Below are 1,280 nucleotides of genomic sequence, written 5' to 3' on the forward strand. Positions count from 1 at the left end.
TGGGCTGCTGAACGGTTCTGTGACAGTGGTTTAGGCCGCCGGGGTGGCGGTGTGGCTCATGATGGTTTCGTATTCGATGGGGGTCAAGCGGCCCAGACGGGCTTGTCTGCGGCGTCGGTGGTAGGTGCGTTCGATCCAGGTCACGATCGCGATCCGGAGCTCTTCCCGTGTGGCCCATGTGCGGCGGTCGAGCACATTGCGTTGGAGGAGGCTGAAGAAACTCTCCATGGGGGCGTTGTCGCCGGCTGAGCCGACCTGGCCCATCGACCCGCGCATGTGGTGGCGCCACAACGCTTGCTGTAGTTTCCGGCTCCGGAATTGGCCGCCACGATCGCTGTGTAGCCGGCATCCGGCGACGCTGCCGCCCCGGCGGGCGACGGCTGACTCCAGCGCGTCGAGGGCGAGCTGAGAGGTCATGCGGTCGGCGATGGAATAGCCCACGATCCGGTTCGACCACACGTCCTTGACCGCGCAGAGGCAGACCTTGCCCTCACCGGTGGGGTGTTCGGTGATGTCGGTCAGCCACACCTGGTTCGGCGCCTGCGCGGTGAACTCCCGGCGCACGAGATCGTCGTGCGCGGGCGGACCGGGCCGAGCCTTGCGGCTGCGGCGTTTCTTACCGAACACGCACCACCACTCATTCGCTGAGCAGATCTTCCACACCGTGCGGTCGGACACCGTGTGCCCGGCGGCGTTGACCTCGTCGGACAACAGTCGGTAACCGAATTCGGGATCCTCGCGGTGAGCGTCGAACACGGCGTTGGCCAGATATGCCTCGGTCAGTTCGGCGTCGGTGACCGGGCGGGTGAGCCAGGCGTAGTAGTGCTGGCGATGGAGCTTCAAAACCCGGCACGCCACCGCCACCGGCACCCGGATCGGTGCGTCAGGGGCGGCCAACTCCTTCACGAGCGGGTAAAGCCTTTTCCCGGCAGATTGCCCTGCGACAGATACGCCGCAGCCCGGCGCAACACCTCGTTCTCCTGCTCCAACAGCCGATTACGACGCTTGAGCTCCCGCAACTCAGCAGCCGCGTCTGAAGACAGACCCGGCTTGGTGCCGTCCTCGACATCGGCCTGACGCAGCCACTTCTGCAACGTCATCGGATGCACCCCGAAATCGCTCGCGACCTGCTCGACCGTCACGCCCGACTCGCGATTACGCGCGACCCGGACAACGTCCTCACGGAACTCACGCGGATACGGCTTGGGCACAGTGTCATCCTTCCACGCCCACCTCTCGGCAAGCGAACTCAGATGTCACAGAACCCTGCAGCAGCCCCT

The 1,280-nt window shown here is 65.4% G+C and carries 1 protein-coding gene; it reads right to left on the reverse strand.

The window, feature by feature from the left end:
* Positions 1-30: 30 nt before the first annotated feature.
* A protein-coding gene (locus BJF85_RS24565; protein WP_139320846.1) for an IS3 family transposase occupies positions 31-1,211 on the reverse strand; the annotation gives its coding sequence in 2 pieces (ribosomal slippage) (positions 31-924 and positions 927-1,211; 1,179 coding nt in all).
* Between the last annotated feature and the right edge of the window lie 69 nt (positions 1,212-1,280).

It is taken from the genome of Saccharomonospora sp. CUA-673 (assembly GCF_001942305.1).
GTDB lineage: Bacteria > Actinomycetota > Actinomycetes > Mycobacteriales > Pseudonocardiaceae > Prauserella.